We start from the raw sequence: 21,554 nt of genomic DNA, 5'->3' as shown, positions 1-21,554 counted from the left end.
GAAGTAGGCGAACCAAAGTGGGGATACGGAGGGCGTTCATGCACCCATTGTTTTTACGAGTTTGCCCATAGGAGCACCCAGCATGTCGATCCAGGTCGAAGACTATTTCGCGCGCGCTACATTCGACAAAATGAAGGCGTTCGCCGACAAACAGGAAACCCCGTTCGTGGTGATCGACACCGCGATGATCGCCCAGGCCTACGACGACCTGCGCGCCGGTTTCGAATTCGCCAAGGTCTACTACGCGGTCAAGGCCAACCCGGCCGTCGAGATCATCGACCTGCTCAAAGACAAGGGTTCGAGCTTCGACATTGCCTCGATCTACGAGCTGGACAAGGTCATGGATCGCGGCGTCAGCCCGGACCGTATCAGCTACGGCAACACCATCAAGAAATCCAAGGACATCCGCTACTTCTACGAGAAGGGCGTGCGTCTGTTCTCCACCGACTCCGAAGCCGACCTGCGCAACATCGCCAAGGCTGCACCGGGTTCGAAAGTCTATGTGCGCATCCTCACTGAAGGCTCGACCACGGCTGACTGGCCACTGTCGCGCAAGTTCGGCTGCCAGACCGACATGGCCATGGACCTGCTGATCCTCGCCCGCGACCTGGGCCTGGTGCCGTACGGCATCTCGTTCCACGTCGGCTCGCAACAACGCGACATCAGCGTCTGGGACGCGGCGATCGCCAAGGTCAAAGTGATCTTTGAACGCCTGAAAGAAGAAGACGGCATTCACCTGAAGCTGATCAACATGGGCGGCGGCTTCCCGGCCAACTACATCACCCGCACCAACAGCCTGGAAACCTACGCCGAAGAAATCATCCGCTTCCTCAAGGAAGACTTCGGTGATGACCTGCCGGAGATCATCCTCGAGCCGGGTCGTTCGCTGATCGCCAACGCCGGTATTCTGGTCAGCGAAGTGGTACTGGTTGCGCGCAAGTCGCGCACCGCTGTCGAGCGTTGGGTGTACACCGATGTGGGCAAATTCTCCGGCCTGATCGAAACCATGGACGAAGCGATCAAGTTCCCGATCTGGACCGAGAAGAAAGGCGAGATGGAAGAAGTCGTGATCGCCGGCCCGACCTGCGACAGCGCCGACATCATGTACGAGAACTACAAATACGGTTTGCCGCTGAATTTGGCAATCGGTGATCGTCTGTATTGGTTGTCGACGGGTGCTTACACCACCAGTTATAGCGCCGTTGAATTCAATGGCTTCCCGCCGCTGAAGTCGTTTTACGTTTAAGGAGCAGCTGAAAGTTTCGAGCTGCAAGCTGCAAGAGAAAAGCCCACGAATTTGTGGGCTTTTTTGTGGGTGTTCGGCTGGGGAGGTTTTTTGTACTAGATACCATAGCCCCTCACCCCAGCCCTCTCCCGAGGGAGAGGGAGCCGACCGAGTGGTCTTCCGTCCGACATCGACCTGAACCACCTTGGCGATTATGGATTCGGCAAAACCATTGCAGGTCGGCGTACCTCCCAAGCATCCCTCGGTCGGTTCCCTCTCCCCCTGGGAGAGGGCTAGGGTGAGGGCTCGGCGGTTTCAGCCGCGCTGCAACTCTGCATACCGAGCGGCATACCGACTAGCCATCGCCTGAATTCGCAAGCCTGTCGCATCAGCCAGCGTCTGGCTCGCCACCCGCAGAAAATTCAGATTGCCGGCGGCCAAGGCTTTCTCCAGCCAATCGACCGTTTCATCAACCCGTCCCTCAGCCGCCAACACCGCGGCATAACTGAACTGCCCACGAAAATCCCCACCCTCGGCCGAACGCCGATACCACTCGCGTGCAGCAATTGGATCCGCCTGACACACCTGCCCTTCCTCCAGATAGCGCCCCAGCAGGTTCATCGATTTCGCATGGCCCAACTCAGCTGCACGCCGGTACAACGCCAGCGCCTGCTGATGATCAACCGTCACCCCGCGCCCGGTCGCCAGCAGATTGGCGAGGTTGTACATCGCCCAATCCAGTCCGGCCTCCGCTGCGATCCGATAATGCTGCGCAGCAATCGACGCATCCGCAGCAATGCCCCAACCCTGCTCATGACAACGGCCGAGCATATTGCGCGCCATCAGATGCCCGCGCCCGGCAGCGATGCCGAACCAGCGCAGCGCCAGCGCTTGATCCTGGGCGATGCCCTGGCCGTCGAGCAGGATTTGCCCAAGCAACGCCTGCGCTTCAACTTCGCCCTCGCCCGCTGCCAGCAAAATCGCCTGCGCAGCACGGGCCGGACTTTCGCCGAGCATGGCACTGAGTTGTTTGCCGCTGAGGATTTCCTCGCGACGCAGTTGAAAACTCATACCTCGACCCAGCGCCGCAGCAAGTTGTGATAAGTGCCGGTGAGGCGGATCAGCGAAGGGTGATCGGGGACGTCCTGAGTCAGCTGCTGAATCGCCCCGTCCATTTCGAACAACAACGCGCGCTGGCTGTCTTCGCGCACCAGGCTTTGCGTCCAGAAAAACGAGGCATAACGCGCACCACGTGTGACCGCATTGACCTTGTGCAAACTGGTGCCCGGGTACAACACCATGTCGCCGGCCGGCAGCTTCACCCGTTGCGTGCCGTAGGTGTCCTGGATTTCCAGCTCACCGCCGTCGTAATCTTCCGGTTCACTGAAAAACAACGTCGCCGACAAATCGGTGCGCACTCGCTCGATGCTGCCCTTCGGCTGGCGCACGGCGTTGTCGATGTGAAAATCGAAACTGCCGCCGGCCGTGTAGCAGTTCACTAGCGGCGGGAAGACTTTGTGCGGCAGTGCGGCAGACATGAACAGCGGATTTGTCCACAACCGCTCGAGCATCGCCGCGCCGATTTCCTTCGCCAGCGGGTGGCCTTCGGGCAGTTGCAGATTGTGCTTGGCCTTGGCCGACTGGAAGCCGGCGGTGATCTTGCCGTCGGCCCAATCCGCTTGCTCCAGGGCCAGGCGGATGCGCTGCACTTCGTCTTTTGCGAACAGCCCGGGGATGTGCAGCAGCATGGCGATGTCACCTGATGGCAAGAAGGCGGCAATGGTATTGATTCTTATTGACTGTGTAAAACCCCCAAGACGGATGAACAAGCAGAAACCGTAAGGGCAAATTGTAAAGAATGTAAATTCAATGCGAATAACAATGTTTCGCAATTGATACGAATACCTGTTTACCCTATATTCCGCCGCCTCAAATCCTTGGGGAGGGGAATAAAAATGGCACGTCAACACGCACAATTACCGGTCAGTTCACCACGTCTGCTCGCCTCGGCAATCGGTGTCGCGATCACCGCCGGCTCCGCTGGGCAGATGGTCTTCGCGGCGGAAAAAACCGACAGCAAAGCGTCCGGCAACGCCATCGCCCTGGACGCCACCGCCATCACCGGCGAAGCCCAGGACTCGACGTCCTACCAGGTCGAAAAAGCCTCCTCGCCCAAGTACACCGCGCCGCTGGTCGACACCCCGCGCTCGGTCACCGTCATACCGCAACAACTGCTCAAGGACACCGGCGCGCTGAACATGCAGGACGCGCTGCGCACTGTGCCGGGCATCACCTTCGGCGCCGGTGAAGGCGGCAACCCGCAGGGCGACCGTCCGTTCATTCGCGGCTTCGACGCCCAGGGCGACACCTATCTGGACGGCGTGCGCGACACCGGTTCGCAGAGCCGCGAGATCTTCGCCGTGGAAAACATCGAAGTCAGCAAAGGCCCGAACTCGGCGATTGGCGGTCGTGGCGCGGCCGGCGGCAGCATCAATCTGGTGAGCAAGAAAGCGCACCTGGGCAACTCGTTCGACGGCGGCTTCACCTACGGCTCCGACCAGACCCAGCGCTACACCCTCGACGGCAACTACCAGTTCAGCGACAGCGCTGCCGGCCGCCTCAACCTGATGAGCCACGAGAGCAACGTCGCCGGTCGCGACAAAGTCGATTACGACCGTTGGGGCATCGCGCCGTCGCTGGCCTTCGGCCTGGGCACCGATACCCGTGTAAACCTCGACTACTACCATCTGGAAAGCAACGACACCCCGGACTCGGGCATCCCGTACACCATCCCAACCGGTGGTTCGGCCGCACGCACCAAGTCCAACCCGGACAAGCCATACGCCGGGGGCGATCACGACAACTTCTACGGTCTGGATCGCGATTTCCGCAAGGGCCGCACCGACACCGCGACCTTCGCCATCGAGCACGACCTGAACGATGCGCTGACCATCAAGAACACCCTGCGCCACGGCAGCAGCATGCAGGATTACATCCTCACCCAGCCGGACGACAGCAAGGGCAACGTCAACAACGGCAGCGTCTGGCGTCGGGCCAACACGCGGGTGAGCAACACCGAAACCACCACCAACCAGACCGACCTGTTCGGCACCTTCTACGTGGCCGGTTTCAAGAACAGCTTCTCCACCGGTGTCGAATACACCCGCGAGCAGAGCGAGAAATCCTCGTACAACGTCAACACCGACACCACGCCGCGTACGACCAATGTGCCTTCCAGCAGCAACTGCACACCGGCGATGATTGGCGCCTCGAGCAATTACAACTGCACCTCGCTGTCGAACCCGAACCCGAACGATCCGTGGAACGGCGCGATCTCGCGCAACTACGCCGGCACCGACACCCAGGCCGACACCTACGCGCTGTACGTGTTCGACACGCTGGAGTTGTCCGAGCAATGGCTGGTGAACATGGGGCTGCGCTACGACCACTTCGACACCGACTACAAAACCTACAACGCCGCAGGGACCACCACCTCCAAGGGTGATGACACCAGCGAATTCGTCACCGGCCAGTTCGGCGTGGTCTACAAGCCGGCGGAAAACGGCAGCATCTACGCCTCTTATGCGACCTCGGCGACGCCGCCGGGCAACACTTTGGGCGAAGGTCAGGAAGGCAACCCGCTGGGCGGCACCCCGGATCGCAGCGGCAACCTGCTGAGCAGCGACATGGAGCCGGAAACCACCAAGAACTACGAGATCGGCACCAAGTGGGATCTGCTCAATGATCGCCTGTCGCTGACCGCCGACATCTTCCGCACCGAGAAGGAAAACGCTCGCGTGCAGGTCGACACCAGCTCCTACGAGAACGCCGGCAAGACCCGCGTACAAGGCTTCGAACTGTCGGCCAGCGGCAAGATCACCGACAAATGGCAAGTCTTCGCCGGTTACGCCTTCATGGACAGCGAACAGGTTGACGGTGGTCCGTTGGGTCGCGCCAACGACGGCAACGATCTGCCGAACACGCCAAAAAACAGCGCCAGCCTGTGGACCACGTATCAGGTCACGCCCAAGCTGACGATCGGTGGTGGCGCGTTCTACGTCGACGACGTCTACGGCAGTGTTGCCAACACAACGATGGTCGATTCGTACGTGCGTTACGACGCGATGGCGGCCTACAAACTGACCAAGAACGTCGACCTGCAACTCAACGTGCAGAACCTGACCGACGAAACCTATTACGACAAAGCCTTCTCGACCCACTTCGCCAACCAGGCGGCGGGCCGCACGGCGCTGTTGAGCACCAACTTCCACTTCTGACCGATGTGAAAATCCGTGGGAGCGAGCCTGCTCGCGAAGGCAATCTTTCAGCAACATTGATGCTGACTGACACACCGCTTTCGCGAGCAGGCTCGCTCCTACAGGGAATGTGCCGCGAGGCTCGGCCCCGTTCATTCAGTTGAACGGGGCTTTTGTGTGTTACGCAAAACGCTTCTTGATAACCCACGGCATAATGCGCGCCGTGATGACAATTTTCGAACGGACGGCGAGTGACGTGTTGAAGAAAACCCTGTTCCAGTTGCACTGGTTTTTTGGCATCACCGCAGGGCTGGTGCTGGCTCTGATGGGCATCACCGGCGCGGCCTATTCGTTTCAGGACGAGATCCTGCGCGCGCTGAATCCGTCCGTTCTGCAGGTGGAAAAGCAGGTCGCCGGCGTGCTGCCGCCAGTGGAACTGGTGGAGCGCATCGAAGCCGCCTCCGGCAAGAAAGTCGCGATGCTCTGGGTCGAGACCGACAGCGGTCACGCCGCACGGGTATTCTTCACCCCGCCCAAGGGCGAACGGCGTGGCGAAATGCGCTACTTCGATCCGTACACCGCCGAGTTCAAGGGCGATGCCACCGGTCAGGATTTCTTCGGCCTGATGCTGCAACTGCACCGGTTCCTCGCCATGGGCGACACCGGGCGCAACATCACCGGCGCCTGCACCTTGATGCTGTTGTTCTTCTGCCTTTCTGGTCTGTATTTGCGTTGGCCGCGTCAGTGGAACAGCTGGCGCGTGTGGTTGACCCTGGACTGGAAAAAGAAGGGCCGTGCGTTCAATTGGGATCTGCACTCGGTGGCCGGCACCTGGTGCCTTTTGGTCTATCTGCTGCTGGCGTTGACCGGTTTGTCATGGTCGTACGAGTGGTACAACAAAGGCCTGACCCGACTGCTTTCCGACGCGCCGCAAAACGAACGCGTACGTGGCGGTCGCGGCCCGGCGCCGGAAGGTCCGCCACCGACCGCCGACTACGCGGCGATGTGGAGCAGCATCTACAGCGCTGCCGGCCCGGGCCTGGCCGCGTACAACATTCGCATGCCGGCGGTGGCCGGCCAGCCGGCGACGGTGTTCTATCTGCTCGACAGCTCGCCCCATGACCGCGCGCTGAATCAGATCACCCTCGATCCGGCCACCGGAGTGGTCAAACGCGTCGACCGCTATGCCGACAAAAGCTTCAAGGCCCAACTGCTGACCAGCATTTATGCGCTGCACGTGGGCAGCTACTTCGGCCTCGTCGGGCGCATCATCGTGACGATCGCAGCGGTGTGCATGCCGCTGTTTTTCATCACTGGCTGGCTGCTGTATCTGGACCGTCGACGCAAGAAAAAGCAGATCAAGGATGCCCGCCAAGGTCTCGCACAACCGTCCGCCGATGCTTCGGCATGGCTGATCGGTTTCGCCAGCCAGAGCGGTTTCGCCGAACAACTGGCGTGGCAGACCGCCGGACAATTGCAGGCCGCCGGATTGCCGGTCAACGTGCAGCCGCTGGCCAATCTGAGCGAACAGGATCTGCGTGAGTCGAACAACGCCTTGTTCGTGGTCAGCACCTTCGGCGACGGCGAAGCGCCGGACAGCGCCCGTGGTTTCGAACGCAAAGTGCTGGCCAAGGCCTCGACACTCGACAGCCTCAACTACGCCGTGCTCGGCCTCGGCGATCGGCAGTACGCGCACTTCTGCGGCTTCGCCAAGCGCTTGCATCAATGGCTCGGCGAACACGGCGGCAAGACCCTGTTCGCCCCGGTGGAGGTCGACAGCGGCGATCCTTATGCGCTGCGTCACTGGCAAACCCAACTCGGCCAGCTCACCGGACAGGCGCCGAGCGAAACCTGGCAAGCACCGAGCTACGACAACTGGACGCTGGTCCGTCGCGAACTGATTAACCCCGACAGCAGCGGCGCGCCGGTCTACCTGCTCGGTCTCAAAGCCCCGGACACCCGCAGTTGGCTGGCCGGTGACCTGGTCGAAGTGCTGCCACGCAACTGCCCGTGGGCCATCGAACATTTCCTCGACGGCCTCGGCATTCGTGGCGAAACCCCGGTGAAGGTCAACGGCATCGACGAACCACTGGAAGTGGCCCTCGCCTCACGGCAATTGCCCGAACACCGCGCGCATCTGGTCGGTTTGCATGCGCAGTCGCTGGTCGACGCGATGGTGCCGCTGGCGATGCGCGAATACTCGATCGCCTCGATTGCCGCTGACGGCGTGCTGGAACTGATCGTGCGCCAGGAACAGCACAACGACGGCAGCCTCGGCATCGGCTCCGGCTGGCTCACCGAGCATGCGCCTGTGGGCGGCAGCATCAGCCTGCGCGTGCGGCGCAACAGCGGTTTCCATCTGCCGAACGAACCCGTGCCGATGATCCTGCTGGGCAACGGCACCGGCCTGGCCGGCCTGCGCAGCCTGCTCAAGGCACGCATTGCCGACGGCCAGCAACGGCAGTGGCTGCTGTTCGGCGAGCGCAACCGCGAGCACGACTTCCTCTGCCGCGCCGAGCTCGAAGAGTGGCTGGTCAATGGTGATCTGGCGCGGCTGGATCTGGCGTTTTCCCGCGATCAGGCTGAGAAGGTTTATGTGCAGGATCGCTTGCGTGAGTCGGCGGATGAATTGAAGAAGTGGTTGGCAGATGGTGCCGTCATCTATATCTGCGGCAGCCTTCAAGGTATGGCCTCAGGCGTCGACCAGGCCCTCAACGATATCCTCGGCAGCGCCGAAGTTGAACGCCTGATCGAACAGGGCCGCTATCGCCGGGACGTTTACTGACCCAACACCATCCCCTTGTGGGAGCGAGCCTGCTCGCGAAGGCGATTTAACAGTCAACATTGGTGTTGGCTGTAAGTCCGCTTTCGCGAGCAGGCTCGCTCCCACAGGGGACGCGTTGCTCAGACCGGTTGGAGTTTCTGTTCGAAAACAGCGATGCCATCCAGATCCCGCAACACCACGCTCATCTCCCCGCTCTGCGCTTCAATATTCACCTCACCAAAAAACTGAAACCCGGCAAACGGTGAGGTGTTCTGTGCGGGCGGTGCTTTCTCGAACACCACCTCAGGCCCGAACGTCTTGTCCAGTGGATTCGGCCCGAAACTGCCGGCATTCAGCGGCCCGGCGACAAATTCCCAGAACGGTTCGAAATCCTGAAACGCCGCGCGGTCCGGATGATAGTGATGCGCCGCGCAGTAGTGCACGTCCGCCGTCAGAAACACGAAATTACGCACCTGCTGCGCACGTAAAAATCCGAGCAATTCGGCAATTTCCAGTTCACGCCCCTGCGCCGGGCCGGGGTCGCCGTTGGCCACGGCTTCCCAACGCGCAACGCCCGGGCTGACCTCGCCGTCCGGGACGCCAAGGCCGATGGGCATGTCGGCGGCGATGACTTTCCACTGCGCCGTCGACGCCTGCAATTCACGCTTGAGCCAGTCCAACTGCTCGCGGCCGAGAAACGGTTTTGCCGCGCCGAGGTTGTCGTCGTTGGCTTCGCGATAGCTGCGCATATCCAGCACGAATACGTCGAGCATCGGCCCGTAACTGAGCTTGCGATAAATGCGCCCGCCGCCGTCCGCCGCTTGCAAACGCATCGGCGCATATTCCAGCCACGCCTGCCGCGCGCGGCCGACCAGCTTGTGGATATCTTTCTCCTGATAACGCTCATCCAGCTGCTTGCCCGGCGACCAGTTGTTGACCACTTCGTGATCGTCCCACTGCCAGATCTGCGGCACTTCGGCGTTGAAGCGGCGGATATTTTCGTCCATCAGGTTGTAGCGATAGTTGCCGCGATAATCGTCGAGAGTCTGCGCGACTTTGCTCTTGGCTTCGGTGGTGATATTGCGCCAGATGCGCCCGCTTTCGGTGGTCAGTTGCGCGGGCACCGGGCCGTCGGCGTAGATGGTGTCGCCGCTGTGAATAAAGAAGTCCGGCAGACGCAGGCGCATGGCTTCGTAGATGCGCATGCCACCGATGTCCGGGTTGATCCCGAAGCCCTGGCCGACAGTGTCACCGCTCCAGACAAAACGGATGTCGCGTTTTGTCGTTGGCACGCTGCGCAGATGGCCGAACCATGGTTCGCTGGCGACGCCGCTCTGGGCGTCTTCGAAGTGCACGCGATAAAAGATCGCCTGATTGGCCGGCAGGCCGGTGAGCTCAACGCGGGCGGTGAAATCGCTGCGCGCATCGGCCAGTGGCGAGACGAATTTGCGCGGGTTGCCGAACAGGCTGCCGGTGTCCCACTCCACCACCATGCGCGCCGGGCGATCGCTGCGGCTCCAGATCATCGCGCGGTCGCCGAGCAGGTCGCCGGACTGCACGCCGTCGGTGAGCTGCGGACGATCCTTGACCGAGGCAATCACCGCCGGCGCCAGCCCCGGCAGCAACAGCCCGGCGCCGACCGCTTGCATGACGCGACGCCGACCGAGATTGAAATCGCTCATGGTGTTCTCCCTGCAAAAGGGAAAACTTAAGCACGGGTGTATGAATCCGCTATGACAATGCAGACTCCTGTGGGAGCGAGCCTGCTCGCGAAGGCGTCCCGCCAGCTACCACATCTTCAGCTGACACTCCGCTTTCGCGAGCAGGCTCGCTCCCACAGGGATTTGGTGTTGTCGGTCAGGCCTTGGCGGGCTCCAGCGCCAACTCGACAGCCTCAGGCCGTTTGAGCAGCGCATACACCACCGCCGTGACCAGACTCCCCGCGACGATCGCCAGCAGATACAGCAGCGCATGGTTGATCGCATTGGGGATCGCCAGCACGAACAAGCCACCGTGCGGCGCCATCAGTTTGCAGCCGAAGTACATCGACAAGGCGCCGGTCAGCGCACCGCCAGCGATGCTCGCCGGGATCACCCGCAGCGGATCTTTCGCAGCGAAAGGAATCGCCCCTTCCGAGATAAAGCACAGGCCCAGCACGAAGGCCGCTTTGCCGGCCTCGCGCTCGGTCTGGGCGAACTTGCGCCGGGCAATGAAGGTGGCGATGCCCAAGCCAATCGGCGGCACCATGCCGGCGGCCATGGTCGCGGCCATCGGTGCGTAACTCTGCGAGGCCAGCAGCCCCACCGAAAACGCATAGGCAGCCTTGTTGATCGGCCCGCCGAGGTCGACGCACATCATGCCGCCGAGCAACACACCCAGCAGAATTGCGTTGGTGGTGCCCATGCTGTCGAGGAACTGGGTGAGCGCGGCGAGCATGCCGGCGACCGGTTTGCCGACCACGTAAATCATCACCAGACCGGTGACCAGACTGGCCAGCAACGGGATGATCAGAATCGGCTTCAGCGCTTCCAGGCTCTGCGGCAATTTCACATAGCGAGCGATGGCTTTGGCGGCGTAACCGGCGATGAAACCGGCAATGATCCCGCCGATGAATCCGGCGCCCAGAGTGCCCGCCAGCAAGCCGCCGATCATCCCCGGCGCAAGACCGGGACGGTCGGCGATCGAGTAGGCGATGTACCCGGCGAGCAGCGGCACCATCAGCTTGAACGCGGTTTCGCCGCCGATCTGCATCAGTGCCGCCGCCAGCGTGCCTTCTTCCTTGTACGCGGTGATGCCGAACACGAAGGACAACGCGATCAGCAAACCACCCGCCACCACCATTGGCAGCATGTACGACACACCCGTGAGCAGGTGTTTGTAGACGCCGGTTTTTTCCGACTTGGCCGGAGCCTTGCCGTCGCTTGCCGCACTTTCCACTGCGCCTTCGGCCAGCGCTTTTTTCAGGGTCGCTTCTGATTGCTTCAGGGCAACGCCAGTGCCGCAGCGATAGATTTTCTTGCCGGCGAAACGCTCGGTGGCGACGTCGATATCCGCCGCCAGCAGCACCACGTCTGCCTCGGCGATGGCCGTTGCGCTGAGCGGGGTTTTCGCGCCGACCGAGCCTTGGGTTTCGACCTGCAACTCATAGCCCAGACGCTTGGCGGTCTGCTGCAACGCTTCGGCGGCCATGAAGGTGTGGGCAACGCCGGTCGGGCAGGCCGTGATGGCGACGATGCGTGGCGCACGTGGCGCGTCAATCGCCGCTTCGACTGCGCTGGCCACGTAGACTTCGGCTTCTTCAGCACCGCGACGCAGTACCGCTTCGACATCCTGCAGCGCCTGCGCCGGAGCGATCTGGAACACGCGCTTGCCGACGAAGCGACTCATGTCCACCGCGCCAGTGGTGACCAGCAAGACCCACTCGGCGGCTTCGATGGTCGCCGCCGACAATTCGCGTTCCGGGTGCGCCGGATCGACCACTTCAACGCTGGTGCTCCAGCCCTGACGCTGCGCCGCTGCATCGAGCAGACGCGCGCACAGCACACTGGTGACCATGCCGTTCGGGCAAGCCGTAACAATGGCTAACTTCATCACAAACCCTCTTATTGTTCTGTCAGGGGACGCACGCGCACGCCCTGTTCGAGCTGCGCCAGTTGCGCTGCGTCGTTGATGCCAAAACCGATCTGGGTCACCGCCATCGCCGCGATCGCGGTAGCGGTGCGCAGGGTTTGCTCCGGCGTATCAGCACTGAGCAGACCGTGGAGCATGCCAGCCAGCAATGAATCGCCGGCACCGACCGTGCTGGCCACGCTGACTTTCGGCGGCGAGGCATGCAGGGCCGAGCCGACACTGAACCAGTTGACCCCGTCGGCGCCGTGGGAGATCACCACGTGCTCGATGCCTTGCGCATGCAAACGTGCGGCGGCTTGTGCTTCGGCGATCGGCGAGACCACTTCGCAGCCGAGGGCGTGGGCCAGTTCTTCGGTGTTCGGCTTGATCAGCCAGGGGCTGGCCTGCAACGCAGCGCGCAAGGCTTCGCCGCTGGAATCGAGGGCGACTTTCAAGCCGAGCGCGTTCAACCTTTCAATCAGCTCGCGCAACCATTGCGCGGTGACGCCACGCGGCAGACTGCCGGCGACCACCACCGCATCGTGCCCCGGTGCGATCTGCTGCAAGCGATCAAGCAAGGCTTGCTGCGCCGTTGCATCAACCACCGGGCCAGGCCCGTTGATGTCGGTGATGCGCCCGTCCTGTTCGGCGACTTTGATGTTGCTGCGCGTCTCGCCCGGCACGCGGATGAACGCGTCGACGAAACCGCGCTTGGCGAACAGGGTTTCGAACGCTTGCTGATTGTCTTCGCCGAGAAAGCCGCTGACGGTGACCTGATGGCCGAGATCCGTCAGCACCTGGGCGACATTGACGCCTTTGCCCGCAGCGTGGGTGTGCATCTCCTCGCTGCGATTGACCTGACCGGCATCCAGCCGTGACAGCTCGACGGTGAGGTCGAGAGCCGGGTTGAGAGTCAGGGTGAGAATCTTGGCCATTTACAGGGCCTCCACTAATGCGCGTACTTCATTCGCGCTGCCCACGGCCAGGGCCTGTTGGGCGAGGGTTTGCGCCTGGGTCAGGCTGAGTTCACGGATGCGCGCCTTGACTTCGGCAATGCTGCGCCCGGACACGCTGAGTTCGTCGACACCGAGGCCGACCAGCACCGGCACCGCCAGCGGATCAGCCGCCAGTTCGCCGCAGACGCCCACCCATTTGCCATGGGCATGGGCGGCGCGCACGGTGATGTCGATCAGTTGCAGCACCGCCGGGTGCAAGCCATCCGCTTGAGCAGACAGGGTCGGGTGACCACGGTCGATGGCCAGGGTGTACTGGGTCAGGTCGTTGGTGCCAACGCTGAAGAAGTCGACTTCCTTGGCCAGTACCGGCGCGAGCAATGCGGCCGATGGCACCTCGATCATGATCCCCAGTTGCAGGTCGGCGACTGGAATTTCCAGACGCAGACGTTCGGTCATGTCGCGGGCCTGGCGCCACTCTTCTACGCTGCCGACCATCGGGAACATGATTCGCAACGGGCGGTTGTCGGCCGAGCGCAGCAAGGCGCGCAGTTGCGCTTCCATGATCTGCGGACGCTGCAGGGTCAGGCGAATGCCGCGCACGCCGAGGAACGGGTTTTCTTCCTTGGCGATCGGCCAATACGGCAGCGGTTTGTCGCCGCCGACGTCGAGCGTGCGCACCACCAGCGGCCGCCCGGCCAGTCCATCGAGGACGCGACGGTATTCGGCTTCCTGGGTCGCCTCATCCGGCGCCTGTGGGTGGGCCATGAAAATCAGTTCGGTGCGCAGCAGACCAATGCCTTCGGCGCCCTGCTCCACCGCGCTGGTCACGCCTGCGCTTTCGCCGATGTTGGCGAACACTTCGACGGCGTGGCCGTCGGTGGTGTGCGCCGGTTGATGGCGTTGTTCGGCGGCGATCTTCAGGCGTTGCTCGCGGGTGTCGCGCTCTTCGGCGGCACGCTTGAGGGTCGCGGCATCGGCGTCGACATGCAGACGGCCACGCTGACCGTCGAGCAACAGCGGCGTGCCCGGCTCGAGCAACAGCACCGCTGCACCCGCGCCGACCAGTGCTGGAATACCGAGCGCGCGGGCGACGATGGCGCTGTGCGCAGTAGCGCCGCCGCGCGCGGTGAGAATCCCCGCCACTCGCGCAGGATCCAGGCGCGCGACATCGGACGGGCCGACTTCGTCCATCACCAGAATGTATGGTTGCTCAGGTTCGTTCGCGGTCTGCACGCCACACAATTGCGCCAGCACCCGTCGACCGATGTCGCGCAGATCGGCGGCGCGCTCGGCGAGCAACGCGTCCTGCAGCGATTCCTGCTGTTTGGCGGCGGCTTCGATCACCGCCATCCACGCCGCTTCGGCGCTTTCGCCTTGCTTGAGGCGGGTGTCGACTTCGTCGGTCAGATCCGGGTCGTCGAGCATTTCCTGGTGGGTGATGAAAATCTCGCGAATGGCCTTGGCCTTGCTGCGTTCGATCAAGCCCTGAATGTCGCGGCGCACGTCGCTCAGCGCTTGCTTGAGGCGCTCGCGCTCGATCGCGGCAGATTCGCCGCGCAACGGGTAATCGATGGCTTGCAACACCTGAATGTGCGCCGGGCCGATGGCGATGCCCGGTGCGGCAGAAATCGCCTGCAACAGGCTGCCGGAGGCCGGGGCGATCAGCACTTCGGCGATGTCGGCGATCACTTCGCGCTGCTGACTCACGGCCGGCAGCGGCTCGACTTCCTCACCGAGGCCCTCTTCAATCGCCGCGAGCAGGGCCGGCAAGGCATCGGCGGCGATGCTCGGCTCGGCGATCAGCTCCAGCACCTGACCGCGGCGGGCACCGAGACTGAGCAGTTTGCTCAGGCTCTTCACCGACACGGCGCTGTCCTGGCTGTCGACGATGCGCACGCGGATTTCGCCGTCAAAACTCTTCGCCAGTTGCGCAAGAATCTTCGCTGGTCGTGCGTGCAAACCATGGGCATTGGCCAGGGCAATACGTGCACTCGGCCAGTCGGCCGGCAGTTCACCGCCGAGCACTTCGAGGACTTTGCGGCTGCTGGTGGCGCGGCCGAGTTCGTGGCCGCGACCTTCGATCAGCAACGCGCACAAACGCTCGAGCAACGCCTGATGCGCTTCGCCCAGACTGGCGAGGCAAAACAGACCGCTGAGCGGCTGGCCGAGGTAGCGCATCGGTTTGTCCGGGGTGACGAACGCCAGCCCCGGACGCTTCACGGTCTGCTCACTGTGCAACCACCACAGGCCGTCGCCCAGTGGCAGCGCTTCGACTTGCTGCAACACGCCGGCAAAGCCGTTGCTCACACAATCGGCCTGACGCAGCAGACGTGCGCCGCGCCAGACCAGTTCTTCGAAATCGTCGGCCGACACGCCGAGGCCGATCATCTGCGCATCCAGCGCCAGTTCCTGCGGCGCGCCTTGCAACAGTTTAAGCAGCGCTTCGGGGGAGCTGGCGCGACGCAAGGCCTGGCCCAGATCGGTCTCGCCGAGGGCGCGGGTCAGCAGTTGCAGCAGGCGCAGGTGTTCGTCGGATTTCGCCGCGATGCCGATCGCCAGATAAACGATCTGGCCATCGCCCCAGTCGACGCCGTCGGGAAACTGCATCAGGCGCACGCCGGTGGCGAATACCTGATCGCGGGTTTCCGGGGTGCCGTGGGGAATGGCGATGCCTTGACCGAGAAAGGTCGAGCCCTGGGCTTCCCGGGCCTGCAGGCCGGCGAGGTAGCCGTCGGCAACCAGACCGTCGGCGACCAGATGACTGGCCAGCAATTGCAGGGCAGCGGGTTTATCCACGGCCGACTGGCCCATGGATATCTGCTCTATAGTGAGCTCGAGCATGCGATCTCCTTTTTGGCGCAGTTCAACGCCAGGTATTGTTTTGAATGGTTCACAGCTTAGGCGCTCTGCCGCGCTTTTCAGCGGCAGTTTTGGCGGTTTCACGGCAGGACCGTCCAAAGGCGTCTAAAACGTAGAAAATACGCTTGCTGAAACGTTTAATCTAGATTGATCGGCACGTTACTCGATAATGTCTCATCCTTGAAGTCCAACTGGTCGGATCTGCCCAGGCAATAAGTCGACTGCCCTTATCGGGTAGGATTGGCGAAAATGTCGCGGCATGCTCGAAAAAACAAGGAAATACCGGGTTGAAACTCAGTGATATCGCGCGGTTGGCCGGCGTCTCCGTCACCACCGCCAGCTACGTCATCAACGGCAAGGCCGAACAGCAACGCATCAGCAACGCGACCGTCGAGCGCGTGCGCGCGGTGGTCGATCTGCATGGCTTTACGCCCAATCCGCAAGCGGCCGGCCTGCGCAGTCGGCACACGCGCACCCTGGGCTTTATCCTGCCGGATCTGGAAAACCCCAGTTACGCGCGGATCGCCAAGTTGCTCGAACAAGGCGCACGGGCGCGCGGTTATCAATTGCTGATCGCCAGCTCCGACGATGCGCCGGACAGCGAGCGCCAGTTGCTGCAACTGTTCCGCGCGCGTCGCTGCGATGCGCTGATCGTCGCCAGTTGCCTGCCGGCCGGTGATGACAGCTATCGCCAGTTGCAGGCCAAGGGTCTGCCGATCATCGCCATCGACCGGGTCATGGAGCCGGAGCATTTCTGCTCGGTGATCAGCGACGACCGCGAGGCCAGCCTGCATCTGACCCAGAGCCTGCTCGATCCGCAGCCAAAGCAGATCGTGCTGCTCGGCGCACGCCCGGAGCTGAGCATCAGCCAGGAGCGTGCCGCCGGTTTCCGCGCAGCGCTCAAAGACTTCAAAGGTGAGGTGCTGATCGAGCACGCCGAGTCGTTCAGCCGCGAGTGCGGCAAGCAATTGATGGAAGAACTCCTGCAGCGTCTGGGGCATTTGCCTGACGCACTGGTGACCACCTCCTACGTGCTGCTGCAAGGCGTGTTCGATGCCCTGCATGATTTCCCGCTGAAATCGCGGCCGCTGCGCCTCGGCACCTTCGGCGACACGCAGTTGCTGGATTTCCTGCCGCTGCCGGTCAATGCCATGTCCCAGCAACACCAGTTGATCGCCGACAAGGCCCTGGAACTGGCCCTGGCCGCGGTCGAGCAGGACGACTACCAACCGGGCGTGCAAGCCATCGCGCGGACCTTCAAGCAGCGTATTCATCGGGACTGAATCGTGGAGCTGATCGACAGCCACACCCACCTCGACTTCCCCGACTTCGATGCCGATCGCGCGGCGCTGCTGGCCGAAAGCCGCGCCCTCGGCGTGCGGCGCATCGTCGTGCTGGGGGTGCATCAGCGCAACTGGCAACGGGTCTGGGATCTGGTGCAGAGCGATGCCGACCTGTACGCGGCGTTCGGATTGCACCCAGTGTTTCTCGATCAGCATCGCCCCGAGGATTTGCACGCGCTGGGGGACTGGCTGACACGGTTGCGCGGGCATCGGCAGTTATGCGCGGTGGGCGAAATCGGCCTCGATTATTTCATCGAAAACCTCGATCGCGAACGGCAACAGGCGTTGTTCGAAGCGCAGCTGCAACTGGCCGCGGACTTCGAGTTGCCGGCGCTGATCCACGTACGCCGCAGCCACGCAGCGGTGATCGCCACGCTCAAGCGCTTCAAGCTCAAACGCGCCGGCATCATCCACGCCTTCGCCGGCAGCCGCGAGGAAGCGCGGGAGTACATCAAGCTCGGTTTCAAACTGGGCCTCGGCGGCGCACCGACCTGGCCGCAGGCGCTGCGCATGCATCGGGTGCTGCCGGAACTGCCGCTGCAATCGGTGGTACTGGAAACCGACTCACCAGACATGGCCCCCGCCATGTTCCCCGGCCAGCGCAACAGCCCGGCGCATCTGCCGGCGATTTGCGCGGCGCTGGCCGAGCTGATGAATATCACGCCTGAACAACTGGCCAACGCCAGCACCGCCAACTGCTGCGAAGTCTTCGGCTGGTAACACCGCAATCCCTTGTGGGAGCGAGCCTGCTCGCGAAAGCAATCTGTCAGTGACATCGTCAGTGCCTGACCCGCCGCCTTCGCGAGCAGGCTCGCTCCCACATTTTTGATCCGGTTCCAGCCTTTCAGACGCGAAACGCACTGATCAGTTGTTTGAGCTCAACCACCTGCGCCGACAGCGCACGGCTGGCATCTTCGGTCTGGTGTGCACCTTGTGCTGTGCGTTCGCCAGCGCGATTGATCTCGACGATGTTCTGGTCGATGTCATGGGCCACGGCGGTCTGCTGTTCCACGGCAGCGGCGATTTGCTGGTTCTGGTCGACAATCATGCCCACCGCGCCAAGAATGTTCTCCAGCGCCTGCTGGACTTTTTCCGACTGGCCCACCGTGCCATTGGCCATCTGATGGCTGACGCCCATGGCCTTCACCGCCGCGCCGACGCCACCATGCAGTTTGGCGATCATCTGCTCGATTTCTTCGGTCGATTGCTGGGTACGCTTGGCCAACGTGCGCACTTCATCTGCGACCACGGCAAAACCGCGCCCCTGCTCGCCGGCCCGCGCGGCTTCGATAGCGGCGTTGAGCGCCAGCAGGTTGGTCTGTTCGGCGATGCTCTTGATCACCTCAAGCACACGGCTGATCGACTGGCTGTCGCTGGCCAGTTGATTGATCACCAGCACCGACTGGTCGATTTCGCTGGCCAGTGCGGCAATGCTGCCCTGTTGCGATTCCACCAGGCCGCGCCCGCTGAGGGTTTCGTCATTGACGCTGTGGGCGCTGCTCACCGCAGCGGCGGCACTGCGAGCGACTTCCATTGAGGTCGCCGACATCTGGTTCATCGCCGTCGCCACTTGTTCGATCTGCGAGCGCTGCCCGGCCACGGCCTGATTGCTCTGCGCCGAGACGCTTTCGACCTGTCCGGCCTGTCGCTCGACTTCGCCAACGGTGTGGCCCACGCGTTCGATCAAGTCGTGAATCTTCTTCACCGTGCCGTTGAACACCTCGCCCAACTCGCCCAGTTCATCGCGGCTGCTGGCCTTGAAGTTGACGGTCATGTCACCGGCCGCGACCTTGTCCATCATCGCGCCCAGGCTTTTCAGGGTGGTCCGGGTCGAGGCGTAGAAACCGCCATAAAGATAGAAAATCAGCACGAACACCACCGAAAGCGCCGAGGCTTGCAGAATCATGTGCGTGCGGTTCTGCGCCAGTCGCTGCTGCAACTGGTTGTCGAGGAATTTCAGCGTGGCCTGATTGAGCTGGTAGGTGTGTTCCATCAGCCCGGTGACCTGATCGTAGAATGCCTGCCACGGCGCATCGAGGGTGTCGGCCATTACCACTTGTTCTTCGAACAGCTCGCTGGCCTGTTTGAGCGAAGCCTTGCTGCTGTCGGCCTGCGCGCTGAGGGATTCGCGTGCAGCGCTGCTGGAACCGAGGGCGTCTTGCAGTTTCAGGGCGTACTCGGCCTGGAGTTTTTCGATCTGCACCAGCAGCTCGTCAAAACGCGTGCTCGAGGAACTGTTGAGAAAACCCTGACCTAACGAATACGAGCCCATCGCCCGGCCTTCGCCGAGGGTTTGCGTCACGCTGGGGGTAATCAGCGTCACCAGTTCGCTGAGCTGACGAATGTCGCTCTGGTTGTCGCGGCTCAACCCGGCCTGACTGGTGATGATCTGGCTGAAAATCTGCGCACTGGCCAGCAACTTGCCGATCAACGCGCTTTTGCTTTGCAGCGAAGTCTCCGCCTGCTGGGCCTTGAGCGCGGCGATCATTTCATCGCGCTTGGCCTCGAACTGCTTGATCTGCTCGGGATCTTCGGTCATCGCCGTCAGCCCTTCGAGGCGCGCGAGCACAGCCTGCTCCAGCGTCTGGATCTGCGCTTCGACATTGCCGGCCTTGCCGGACTGGCCGAGGGTGACGTCGATCTGCACCAGATTGTTCAGGGTTTCCACATCCCGACGCAGGCTCAGGCTGCTGCCCAGCAGGTCGAGGCTTTGCAGTTCGACGCGGGTGCCCTGAAATTCGCGATAGGAGTCGCGCACCAGATAGAAATTGGTCACCAGCATCGGCACCAGGAACAGCACGCTGATCAGGCTGAACTTCATGCCGAAGCTCAGACGGTTCATCAGCGAGACGGCGGGATAGAGCAAGCTCTTCACTGGAAGTCTCCCTTGGTTTTTCTTGTTTTTATTGGCAGGCGCGGGACGACAGCAGATAGCCACTATCGGGCGCTATCTCTGTATAGCGTAAATCGGCGGGAGGTTTTGTAACTTATGGTTACTGATGAATGGTGGAACAGGGTTTTCAGGGCTGCGGCGCAGCCCCTCGGGGATGAATCCCCTCGCCACAATGAGTTTCACTCTGGCTTATCAGTGAACCAGAACTGTCCACAAGGCAAACCCGGCATACCACAGCACCGCCGCGCGCAGCAGCAATTCCCACAGGCAATCGAGGGTGTTGATGCCGTCCGGGCCGACCACTGGCGGTGGAACTTCCCCGGCTGCCAGGCCGACCTTGTTGATCAACTGCGCAGCGCTGATGTTCCAGTTCAGCAGCTCATGCAGCATCACCCGGCTGACCGCGACGAAGTTGCCGACCAATGCCAGACTCGCCGCCAGCAAGCGCACCGGCACCCAATCGAAGGCATGACGCAACTGCGCAGCACGCTCGACCAGCGCCGGATTGCAGCCGTGCTCTTCGGCCAGCGCCAACAAGCGATAAGCCAATGCCGCCACCGGCCCGAGGAGGAAGTACCAGAAGATCACCGCGAAGAAACTCTGATACGCCTGCCACAGCAGATGCCCCTGCACTTGCTCAAGCAATTGCTCGCCACTGTCGGCGCAGATGTCCAGGTCGCGCTTGGCCACGTGGGCCGCCGCTTGCAGATCCTCACGGCGCCAGGCATCGCGGAACGGTCCGAGGCCGCCGAGCAGGTCGCCACGCCCGAGGCTGTAAATCACCACCAGCAAATGCACCGGCAGCGCCAGCAAACCGTACGCCACCGGTTCCAGCACCAGCAGCAACAGCGCCAGCAACGCCACCGGGCACAGCACCAGAATCGTCAGCACCAGCCACGGTTGCCTGGCCAGCCGTTTGCTGTTTTCGAGTTTGTGCAGTTCGCGGATCCATCCGCCGTCGCGTTGAAGCCGATGGCGCAGGGCCGAAAACTTCTCGATCCACACCGCCAGCAGTAACACCAGAAAACTCATTGTCCTTCCTCTTTTGCCAGGGCTGCGCGGTAGCGTGCCCAGTCGAATGCCGGTCCCGGATCGGTCTTGCGCCCCGGCGCGATATCGCTGTGGCCACAGATACGCTGATCGGTGATCGCCGGAAAGCGCTTCTGCAACTGCCGGGTCAGCGCAGTCAACGCTCGATACTGTTCATCGGTAAACGGCAGATCATCGGTGCCTTCCAGCTCGATGCCGACGGAAAAATCGTTACAGGTTTCACGACCCTCGAACACTGAAACCCCTGCGTGCCACGCCCGCTCCAGACAAGAGACAAACTGGGTGACCTTGCCGTCACGTTCGATCAGAAAATGCGCCGAGACGCGCAGGTCAGCGATGCCTGCAAAGTACGGGTGTTCGGTGACATCCAGACGATTCTGGAAAAATTCCTGAACCTTGCCCGTGGCGAATTGCGCCGGCGGCAGGCTGATGTTGTGGATGACCAACAGGGACACTTCGCCCGTCGGGCGCTCATTGAAGTTGGGCGACGGGCAGATCTGCACGCCATGACACCACCCGCTCGCGGGATCCAACTGCATACCGATTCCTTCAACGCCGACCATGTGGGCGCCCAGTATGCCGCGATCCGCCCCCGGCGC

The 21,554-nt window shown here is 62.3% G+C and carries 14 protein-coding genes; 5 read left to right on the top strand and 9 right to left on the bottom strand.

What is annotated here, in order from left to right:
• Window positions 1–82 precede the first annotated feature (82 nt).
• Window positions 83–1,246, top strand: coding sequence for a type III PLP-dependent enzyme (locus OK411_RS04985; protein ID WP_016771733.1), 1,164 nt, complete (start codon window positions 83–85; stop codon window positions 1,244–1,246).
• A 294-nt stretch (window positions 1,247–1,540) separates the two neighbouring features.
• Here OK411_RS04985 and OK411_RS04980 read toward each other — a convergent pair whose 3' ends face one another.
• Together OK411_RS04980 and OK411_RS04975 are read right to left on the bottom strand one after the other, a co-directional pair.
• Window positions 1,541–2,296, bottom strand: a complete 756-nt coding sequence (locus tag OK411_RS04980; protein ID WP_264364523.1) for a tetratricopeptide repeat protein — start codon at window positions 2,294–2,296, stop codon at window positions 1,541–1,543.
• Window positions 2,293–2,973, bottom strand: coding sequence for a Fe2+-dependent dioxygenase (locus tag OK411_RS04975; RefSeq protein ID WP_264364522.1), 681 nt, complete (start codon window positions 2,971–2,973; stop codon window positions 2,293–2,295). The genes OK411_RS04980 and OK411_RS04975 overlap by 4 nt, the downstream gene beginning before the upstream one ends.
• 207 nt (window positions 2,974–3,180) lie before the next feature.
• On the opposite strand from OK411_RS04975, the gene OK411_RS04970 reads away from it, so the two are divergent.
• Together OK411_RS04970 and OK411_RS04965 are read left to right on the top strand one after the other, a co-directional pair.
• A complete protein-coding gene (locus OK411_RS04970) occupies window positions 3,181–5,502 on the top strand; it encodes a TonB-dependent receptor (protein WP_264364521.1) in 2,322 nt (773 codons plus the stop codon).
• A 235-nt stretch (window positions 5,503–5,737) separates the two neighbouring features.
• Window positions 5,738–8,266: a sulfite reductase flavoprotein subunit alpha gene (locus OK411_RS04965; RefSeq protein ID WP_264364526.1), complete on the top strand. Its 2,529-nt coding sequence runs from the start codon at window positions 5,738–5,740 to the stop codon at window positions 8,264–8,266.
• 119 nt (window positions 8,267–8,385) lie between these two features.
• Here the strand turns inward: OK411_RS04965 and OK411_RS04960 are convergent, their stop codons facing one another.
• From OK411_RS04960 to ptsP, 4 genes are all read right to left on the bottom strand, one after another.
• Window positions 8,386–9,927, bottom strand: coding sequence for an alkaline phosphatase D family protein (locus tag OK411_RS04960; RefSeq protein WP_264364520.1), 1,542 nt, complete (start codon window positions 9,925–9,927; stop codon window positions 8,386–8,388).
• 175 nt (window positions 9,928–10,102) lie between these two features.
• Window positions 10,103–11,836 (bottom strand): PTS fructose-like transporter subunit IIB, encoded by a 1,734-nt coding sequence (locus OK411_RS04955; RefSeq protein ID WP_110603480.1) that lies wholly within the window; start codon window positions 11,834–11,836, stop codon window positions 10,103–10,105.
• An 11-nt stretch (window positions 11,837–11,847) separates the two neighbouring features.
• Window positions 11,848–12,789 (bottom strand): 1-phosphofructokinase, encoded by a 942-nt coding sequence (gene pfkB, locus OK411_RS04950; RefSeq protein WP_217879328.1) that lies wholly within the window; start codon window positions 12,787–12,789, stop codon window positions 11,848–11,850.
• Window positions 12,790–15,651 carry a phosphoenolpyruvate--protein phosphotransferase gene (gene ptsP / locus OK411_RS04945; protein ID WP_217879327.1) on the bottom strand — a complete coding sequence of 954 codons (2,862 nt, stop codon included), beginning with the start codon at window positions 15,649–15,651 and terminating at the stop codon, window positions 12,790–12,792.
• Between the two features lie 305 nt (window positions 15,652–15,956).
• Here ptsP and cra point away from each other — a divergent pair, with 305 nt between their 5' ends.
• Both cra and OK411_RS04935 read left to right on the top strand, forming a co-directional pair.
• Window positions 15,957–16,952 (top strand): catabolite repressor/activator, encoded by a 996-nt coding sequence (gene cra / locus OK411_RS04940; protein ID WP_122699955.1) that lies wholly within the window; start codon window positions 15,957–15,959, stop codon window positions 16,950–16,952.
• A 3-nt stretch (window positions 16,953–16,955) separates the two neighbouring features.
• A complete protein-coding gene (locus OK411_RS04935) occupies window positions 16,956–17,732 on the top strand; it encodes a TatD family hydrolase (RefSeq protein WP_264364519.1) in 777 nt (258 codons plus the stop codon).
• A 124-nt stretch (window positions 17,733–17,856) separates the two neighbouring features.
• Here OK411_RS04935 and OK411_RS27110 read toward each other — a convergent pair whose 3' ends face one another.
• From OK411_RS27110 to ampD, 3 genes are all read right to left on the bottom strand, one after another.
• A complete protein-coding gene (locus tag OK411_RS27110; RefSeq protein WP_370695133.1) occupies window positions 17,857–18,546 on the bottom strand; it encodes a methyl-accepting chemotaxis protein in 690 nt (229 codons plus the stop codon).
• 1,551 nt (window positions 18,547–20,097) lie between these two features.
• Window positions 20,098–20,937 carry a regulatory signaling modulator protein AmpE gene (ampE, locus tag OK411_RS04925; RefSeq protein WP_016771744.1) on the bottom strand — a complete coding sequence of 280 codons (840 nt, stop codon included), beginning with the start codon at window positions 20,935–20,937 and terminating at the stop codon, window positions 20,098–20,100.
• Window positions 20,934–21,494, bottom strand: coding sequence for a 1,6-anhydro-N-acetylmuramyl-L-alanine amidase AmpD (gene ampD / locus OK411_RS04920; protein WP_136491931.1), 561 nt, complete (start codon window positions 21,492–21,494; stop codon window positions 20,934–20,936). The genes ampE and ampD overlap by 4 nt, the downstream gene beginning before the upstream one ends.
• Between the last annotated feature and the right edge of the window lie 60 nt (window positions 21,495–21,554).

The organism is Pseudomonas sp. RG1, from assembly GCF_025910115.1.
Classification (GTDB): Bacteria; Pseudomonadota; Gammaproteobacteria; order Pseudomonadales; family Pseudomonadaceae; genus Aquipseudomonas; species Aquipseudomonas atacamensis.
This window is presented reverse-complemented; position numbering and strand designations above follow the sequence as displayed.

What these genes read in the sequence shown, in the direction of transcription:
- OK411_RS04985 (WP_016771733.1), top strand. Translation starts at nt 83, where the DNA reads ATGTCGATCCAGGTCGAAGACTATTTCGCGCGCGCTACATTCGACAAA.
- OK411_RS04980 (WP_264364523.1), bottom strand. Translation starts at nt 2,296, where the DNA reads ATGAGTTTTCAACTGCGTCGCGAGGAAATCCTCAGCGGCAAACAACTC.
- OK411_RS04975 (WP_264364522.1), bottom strand. Translation starts at nt 2,973, where the DNA reads ATGCTGCTGCACATCCCCGGGCTGTTCGCAAAAGACGAAGTGCAGCGC.
- OK411_RS04970 (WP_264364521.1), top strand. Translation starts at nt 3,181, where the DNA reads ATGGCACGTCAACACGCACAATTACCGGTCAGTTCACCACGTCTGCTC.
- OK411_RS04960 (WP_264364520.1), bottom strand. Translation starts at nt 9,927, where the DNA reads ATGAGCGATTTCAATCTCGGTCGGCGTCGCGTCATGCAAGCGGTCGGC.
- OK411_RS04955 (WP_110603480.1), bottom strand. Translation starts at nt 11,836, where the DNA reads ATGAAGTTAGCCATTGTTACGGCTTGCCCGAACGGCATGGTCACCAGT.
- pfkB (WP_217879328.1), bottom strand. Translation starts at nt 12,789, where the DNA reads ATGGCCAAGATTCTCACCCTGACTCTCAACCCGGCTCTCGACCTCACC.
- ptsP (WP_217879327.1), bottom strand. Translation starts at nt 15,651, where the DNA reads ATGCTCGAGCTCACTATAGAGCAGATATCCATGGGCCAGTCGGCCGTG.
- OK411_RS27110 (WP_370695133.1), bottom strand. Translation starts at nt 18,546, where the DNA reads ATGGAAGTCGCTCGCAGTGCCGCCGCTGCGGTGAGCAGCGCCCACAGC.
- ampE (WP_016771744.1), bottom strand. Translation starts at nt 20,937, where the DNA reads ATGAGTTTTCTGGTGTTACTGCTGGCGGTGTGGATCGAGAAGTTTTCG.
- ampD (WP_136491931.1), bottom strand. Translation starts at nt 21,494, where the DNA reads ATGCAGTTGGATCCCGCGAGCGGGTGGTGTCATGGCGTGCAGATCTGC.